5 protein-coding genes and 1 pseudogene are annotated in these 6,028 nt (G+C 68.9%); 4 read left to right on the top strand and 2 right to left on the bottom strand.

What is annotated here, in order from left to right:
* Positions 1-250 precede the first annotated feature (250 nt).
* Together AB7U92_RS20215 and soxC are read right to left on the bottom strand one after the other, a co-directional pair.
* Positions 251-1,300: a c-type cytochrome gene (locus tag AB7U92_RS20215; protein WP_428581164.1), complete on the bottom strand. Its 1,050-nt coding sequence runs from the start codon at positions 1,298-1,300 to the stop codon at positions 251-253.
* The gene (gene soxC, locus AB7U92_RS20210) at positions 1,284-2,660 is read right to left on the bottom strand and encodes a sulfite dehydrogenase (protein ID WP_428581161.1); all 1,377 of its coding nucleotides are present in this window, start codon (positions 2,658-2,660) and stop codon (positions 1,284-1,286) included. The genes AB7U92_RS20215 and soxC overlap by 17 nt, the downstream gene beginning before the upstream one ends.
* A 230-nt stretch (positions 2,661-2,890) precedes the next feature.
* Here soxC and AB7U92_RS20205 point away from each other — a divergent pair, with 230 nt between their 5' ends.
* From AB7U92_RS20205 to AB7U92_RS20190, 4 genes and pseudogenes are all read left to right on the top strand, one after another.
* A complete protein-coding gene (locus tag AB7U92_RS20205) occupies positions 2,891-3,883 on the top strand; it encodes a tripartite tricarboxylate transporter substrate binding protein (protein ID WP_428581158.1) in 993 nt (330 codons plus the stop codon).
* Between the two features lie 21 nt (positions 3,884-3,904).
* Positions 3,905-4,804 carry an SDR family NAD(P)-dependent oxidoreductase gene (locus AB7U92_RS20200; protein ID WP_428581155.1) on the top strand — a complete coding sequence of 300 codons (900 nt, stop codon included), beginning with the start codon at positions 3,905-3,907 and terminating at the stop codon, positions 4,802-4,804.
* Positions 4,805-4,873: 69 nt separating this feature from the next.
* Positions 4,874-5,206 carry a preprotein translocase subunit YajC gene (gene yajC, locus AB7U92_RS20195; RefSeq protein WP_428581152.1) on the top strand — a complete coding sequence of 111 codons (333 nt, stop codon included), beginning with the start codon at positions 4,874-4,876 and terminating at the stop codon, positions 5,204-5,206.
* A gap of 90 nt (positions 5,207-5,296) precedes the next feature.
* Positions 5,297-6,028: pseudogene (locus AB7U92_RS20190) on the top strand (protein translocase subunit SecD); the annotation flags it as partial.

Below are 6,028 nucleotides of genomic sequence, written 5' to 3'. Positions count from 1 at the left end.
AGCGCCTTCATCAGGTCGCCCATGTTCTTGGCATCGAAGGCGGCCTGCGACCAGGCGGCCTGCGCAGCCTGCGGCAACAGGCCCAGCCCGGCCAGCGCGGCCGCAACGGACGCGCTGCGCGCCAGCATTTCACGACGGGTATGCATTGCTTCTCCTTGGGAGTCGGGGGATGGTAGTCAAGCGAGGGGTCGGCTCACTCGGTGAGTACCCGAAGGCTGCCGGTGAAACCGGCCGGGGTATTCCCGAAGTCTCATTTCTTGGCGCCATCGGCGAGCCACTGCGCGATGGATTTTGCTTCGGCTTCGGACAGGGACTGCGCCGGCATCGGAATGGCTCCCCACACGCCACTGCCACCGGCGCGGATCTTGCCCGTCAGATAGGCCACGCCGTCGCTCTGGCCGGCGTACTTCTTCGCGATGTCGCGGAAGGCGGGGCCGACCAGCTTGTTGTCCTGCGCGTGGCAGGCGATGCAGCCGTTCTTGCTCAGCAGGCCGAGCGCCGCGGGCGTCTCCGCCTTCGGCGCCGGCGCCGCGGGGGCCGCCGCCGGCGCCGCGCCGGCCGGGCGCGTGGTGTCCGCGCCATGCTGGGCGCCGACCATGCGGTTCTGCTCGGCCAGGTTGCCGTGGGCGTTGCGCGCGAAGTCGGGCAGGAACGACGCCAGCTTCGGCTCGGCGGCGCAGTCGCGCATGCAGCTCGATCCCTGCACGTCGGGCTTGCGCGGCTTGCCGCCCGGCCACATCGCATGATCGGTGGTGACGCCGTTGCGGTTGGGCAGCAGCGCCTGCGCCTGAGCCATCGTCTGGTCGCTCAGCACGAAGTCGGCCGGCACGATGTCGCCGAGGTTGAGCAGGAAGGCGGTGACGGCGTACACCTCGTCGGGCGTCAGCGACTTCGGCGAGGTCCAGGGCATCGCGCGGTAGATGTAGTCCCACAGCGTCGACACGGTGGAGACCTTCATCAGCGTGGTGCGGCCGGGAAAGGCCTCGTCGGTCAGGCGCGCCACGCGGCCGGTCTTGACGTCTTCCTTGGTCGTGCCGCCCACCAGCGGGGAGAAAGTCGAGTTCGACTCGCCGAAGATGCCGTGGCAGGAGGCGCACTTGGCTTCCCACACGTCCTGGCCCTGGCTCACCGAACCCTGGCCCTTGGGCAGGCCCTTGAAGTCCGGGCGCACGTCGATATCCCAGGCCTTGACCTCGCTGGGCGTGGCCTCGCGACCGAGGCCGACGATCTTGGTCTGCGCGAACGCGGCGCCGCAGCTCAGCGCGAGCGCGGCGGCGATGAACTTAGGAGAGTTGAACATTCTTCACCTCCCCGCTCTCCTGTACCAGCCAGGACTGGATCGAGTTGTTGTGATAGATCGAGCGCGTGCCGCGCACCGCGCGGTTCTGGCGGTAGGTCGGCTGGATGTGGCCGGTCTCGTCGGTGGCGCGGCTCTGCACGATGGCCGGCTTGCCGTCCCAGACCCAGTCGATGTTGAAACGGGTCAGGCACTTGGCCATCACGGGCCCCTCAAGGCGCGCCGGGCGCCAGCTGCGACCGCCGTCCACCGAGACGTCGACCTTGGCGATCTTCCCGCGGCCCGACCAGGCCAGGCCGGAGATGTTGTAGAAGCCCTTGTCGAGCAGCACCTGGCCGCCGGACGGCGTGGTGACCACGCTCTTGACCTCCTGCGTGCTGGTGTACTGGCGGTGCAGGCCGCCGGGCATCAGGTCGACGTAGTGGATGGTCTCGTCTTTGGTGCCGTAGGGCTTGTCGCCGACCTCGATGCGGCGCAGGTACTTCACCCAGCTCACGCCCTGCACGCCCGGCACCACCAGGCGCAGCGGGTAACCGTTCTCGGGGCGCAGCATCTCGCCGTTCTGGCCGTAGGCCACCAGCACCTCGCCGGACTCGACCAGTTCCATCGGAATGGTGCGGGTCATCGAGGAGCCGTCGGCGCCCTCGGCGAGCACGTAGCGGGCGCGCTTGTAGTCGACACCGGCCATGTCGAACAGGATGCGCAGCGGCACGCCGGTGAACTCGCTGCAGGAGATCATGCCGTGCGTGTACTGCACCGTCGGCACGGCCACGTTGCCCCACTCCATGCCGGTGTTGGCGCCGCACTCGATGAAGTGGAAGCGCGACACCGACGGCAGCCGCATGATCTCGTCCATGGTGAAGACCATGTTCTTCTTCATCAGCGACGGATCGGAGCCGTTGAGCATCAGGCGGTGCTTGGACGGATCGATGTCCCACCAGCCCTGGTGGTGGCGCTCGAAGTGCAGGCCGGCCGGCGTGACGATGCCGAACAGCGACTGCAGCGGCGCGAACGACACCGAGGCCTGGGTGGTCTGCGTCAGGCCCGGGCTCGGGCGGCGCTGCACGTTGGCCTCGTATTTCGAGGGCTTGCCGTAGCCGTCGGTGGCCACCGGCTGCCCCAGGCCCTTGCTGTGCTCGGGCAGCTCGAGGATGTTCGGGTCGCCCCCGGCGGCGGGCACCGGGTTGGATTGCGCCACGGCCAGCGGCGCGGCGGCGCCGGCCGCCGCGGCGGCAAAGGCGTTGCGGATGAAGTCGCGCCGGCCCTGCTTGGCTTCGGCGAAGACCGTGCGGATGCCGGTCTTGTCGATGAAGCCTTCCGGTGCGCGCTGCAGCCGGCCGGTGTGTTGAGGATCGCGTTCCAAGGGTGCTCCCGGAAGACGGGTTGAGAATCTGTATATAAGCAAGTACGGATATTAAGCAGGATCAACGCGTCCGCACTCAGGGGAAACCAGGGGGGTCGGTTGTCAGCCGTGCGAAAGCCGGCGGGCGTGGCTGTCGCCGTGGCGACAGGCCTTGGCGGAGATGCCCCAATGGCTGCCGGAGGCGGTCGTGCCGATCATCCGGGCCACTTCGCCAACTGCAGGAGCACGCCATGATCCGACCGAATCTCCGCCAGCCCTCGCGCCGGAGACTGCTCGCAGCCGCTTTCGCGGGTGCCGTTGCGCTGAGTGCACCCGCGCTGGCGACCGCACAGGCCTTCCCGACCAAGCCCATCACGCTGATCGTGCCCTGGCCGGCCGGCGGCTCGACCGATCGCCACCTGCGCGGCCTGGCCGAGATCGCCTCGCGCCATCTCGGCCAACCGGTGGTGGTGACCAACCAGCCGGGTGCCGGCGGCACGCTCGGCCCGGGCACCATGGCGCTGAACGCCAAGCCCGACGGCTACAGCATCGCCCAGTTCCCGATGGGCATGCTGCGCATCCCGCACATGCAGAAGCAGCAATGGCATCCGTTGAACGACTTCAGCTTCATCCTCGGCGTGTCGGGCTACACCTTCGGCTTCGTCGTCAAGAGCGACGCGCCGTTCAAGAGCTTCAACGACTACGTCGAAGCCGCGCGCAAGACGCCCGGCGCGATCAACTACGGCTCCACCGGCAACGGCACCAGCCCGCACCTGCTGATGGAGGAGGTGGCCGCTGCGGCCAAGGTGCAGCTCACGCACGTGCCGTACAAGGGCAATGCCGACCTGATGCAGTCGCTGATCGGTGGCCACGTGATGGCGGCCAGCGACGCCACCGGCTGGGACAAGTTCGTCGACGCCGGGCAGATGCGCCTGCTCGTCACGTTCGGCGAGAACCGCACGCGGCGCTGGCCGAACGTGCCGACCGCGAAGGAGCTGGGCTATGGCGTCGTCTCCAGCTCGCCCTACGGCTTGGTCGGCCCCAAGGGCATGGACCCGGCGGTGATGAAGACACTGCACGACGCCTTCAAGAAGGCGATGGACGACCCCAGGCACCTCGAGCTGCTCGAGCAGCTCAACCAGGACCTCTGGTACCGCAGCGGCGAGGACTATGCAAAATGGGCCGCCGAAACCTTCGCCAGGGACAAGGCGCTGATCGAGCGTCTGGGCCTGGCGGCCAAGTGAACTGACGCTGAAAGGACTGGAGTGAGCATTCGATTCGACGGCCAGGTGGCCATCGTCACCGGCGCGGGCGGTGGCCTGGGCCGGCAGCATGCGCTGGCGCTGGCCGCGCGCGGGGCCAAGGTGGTGGTCAACGACTTCGGCCGCCTGGCCGAAGGCCAGACGCTGACCGCCGCCGAGGCCGTGGTGCGCGAGATCGAGGCCGCCGGCGGCACCGCGGTGGCCAACGGCGCCTCGGTCACCGACGAGGCCGCCGTGCGGGCGATGGTGGAGGAGACGATGCAGCGCTGGGGCCGCATCGACATCCTGGTCAACAACGCCGGCATCCTGCGCGACAAGACCTTCGCGAAGATGGACCTGGCGGACTTCCGCCTCGTGCTCGACGTGCACCTGATGGGCGCGGTGAACTGCACCCACGCCGTGTGGCCGGTCATGCGCGCGCAGAAGTACGGCCGCATCGTGATGACCACCTCCTCGTCGGGCCTGTACGGCAACTTCGGCCAGAGCAACTACGGCGCGGCCAAGATGGCGCTGGTCGGCCTGATGCAGACGCTGGCGCTGGAAGGCGCCAAGGACGGTATCCGCGTCAACTGCCTTGCGCCCACCGCCGCCACGCGCATGACCGAAGGGCTGATGCCGCCCGAGGTGCTGGCGCGGCTGGCGCCGGAAGCCGTCACGCCCGGCGTGGTCTACCTCGTCTCGGCCGACGCGCCGACCCGAGCCATCCTGTGCGCCGGCGCCGGCACCTTCGAGCGCGCCCACATCACGATGACCCAGGGCGTGCACATCGGCACCGGGCCGGACGCCGCCGAGCAGGTGGCCGTGCGCTTCGCCGAGATCTCCGAACGCAGCGGGGAAACGGTGCCCGACAGCGGCAGCGCGCAGGGCACGAACGAGGTTGCCCGGGCATTGCGCGGGGCCTGAACCCCGGCCCGTACAATCCTGCGGTTTTGCTCCCGGCGTCCCGGGAGCATCCACCTGAGGACGTCACCCGTGTTCATTTCCCAAGCCTTCGCGCAGGCGCCGGCGCCTGCGGCCGCACCCGACTCGTTCCTGGGCAGCCTGGGCAGCATGCTGCCGCTGCTGCTGATGTTCGTGGTGCTGTACTTCGTGATGATCCGCCCGCAGATGAAGCGGCAGAAGGAACACAAGGCCATGATCGACGCCCTGCAGAAGGGCGACGAGGTCATCACCGGCGGCGGCCTGATCGGCCGCATCGCCAAGATGGGCGAGAGCTACGTGCACGTGGAAGTCGCCAACGGCGTCGAGATCCAGGTGCAGCGCACGGCCATCGTCCAGGTGCTGCCCAAGGGCACCTTCAAGTAACCCCCGGCCCGGCCCTCGCCCGAGGAAGCGGCCCGCGTCGAGCGGGCCGCGCCACGCCGGGAGCCGGCTGCGGCCGGCAAGGAAGTCGCCATGAACCGCTACCCGTTGTGGAAGTACGCGATCCTGCTGGTCGCGCTGCTCATCGGTCTGATCTACACGCTGCCGAACTTCTTCGGCGAGGCGCCCGCCGTGCAGGTCAGCAGCGGCAAGGCCACGCTCAAGGTCGACGCCGCGCTGGTGCCGCGCGTGCAGCAGGCCATCCAGTCCGCCGGCCTCGAGGCCGACTTCGTGCAGCTCGACGGCACCTCGGTGCGTGCGCGCTTCAAGAGCACCGACACGCAGATCAAGGCCAAGGACGCGATCGACAAGGCGCTCAACCCCGATCCGGCCGACCCGAGCTACATCGTCGCGCTCAACCTGCTGTCGCGCTCGCCGCAGTGGCTGACCTCGCTGCATGCGCTGCCCATGTACCTGGGCCTGGACCTGCGCGGCGGCGTGCACTTCCTGATGCAGGTCGACATGAAGGCGGCGCTGACCAAGAAGGCCGAGGCGCTGACCGGCGACATCCGCACCCTGCTGCGCGACAAGAACCTGCGCCACGCCGGCATCACGCGCGACGGCAACAACGTCGACATCCGCTTCCGTGACCGCGACACCCTCACTGCGGCGCGCAACCTGCTGACCGACCAGCTGCCCGACCTGGCGTGGACCGAGGCGCCCGACGGCGCCGACTTCAAGCTCTCCGGCGTGCTCAAGCCCGAGGCGGCCCGCGCGGTGCAGGAGACGGCGGTCAAGCAGAACATCACCACGCTGCACAACCGC

The organism is Piscinibacter sp. (assembly GCF_050175855.1).
In the GTDB taxonomy this organism is placed as follows: domain Bacteria; phylum Pseudomonadota; class Gammaproteobacteria; order Burkholderiales; family Burkholderiaceae_C; genus Piscinibacter.
This window is presented reverse-complemented; position numbering and strand designations above follow the sequence as displayed.

Excerpts from the sequence above, each read along its gene's own strand:
- AB7U92_RS20215 (WP_428581164.1), bottom strand. The coding sequence starts at position 1,300 with ATGTTCAACTCTCCTAAGTTCATCGCCGCCGCGCTCGCGCTGAGCTGC.
- AB7U92_RS20205 (WP_428581158.1), top strand. The coding sequence starts at position 2,891 with ATGATCCGACCGAATCTCCGCCAGCCCTCGCGCCGGAGACTGCTCGCA.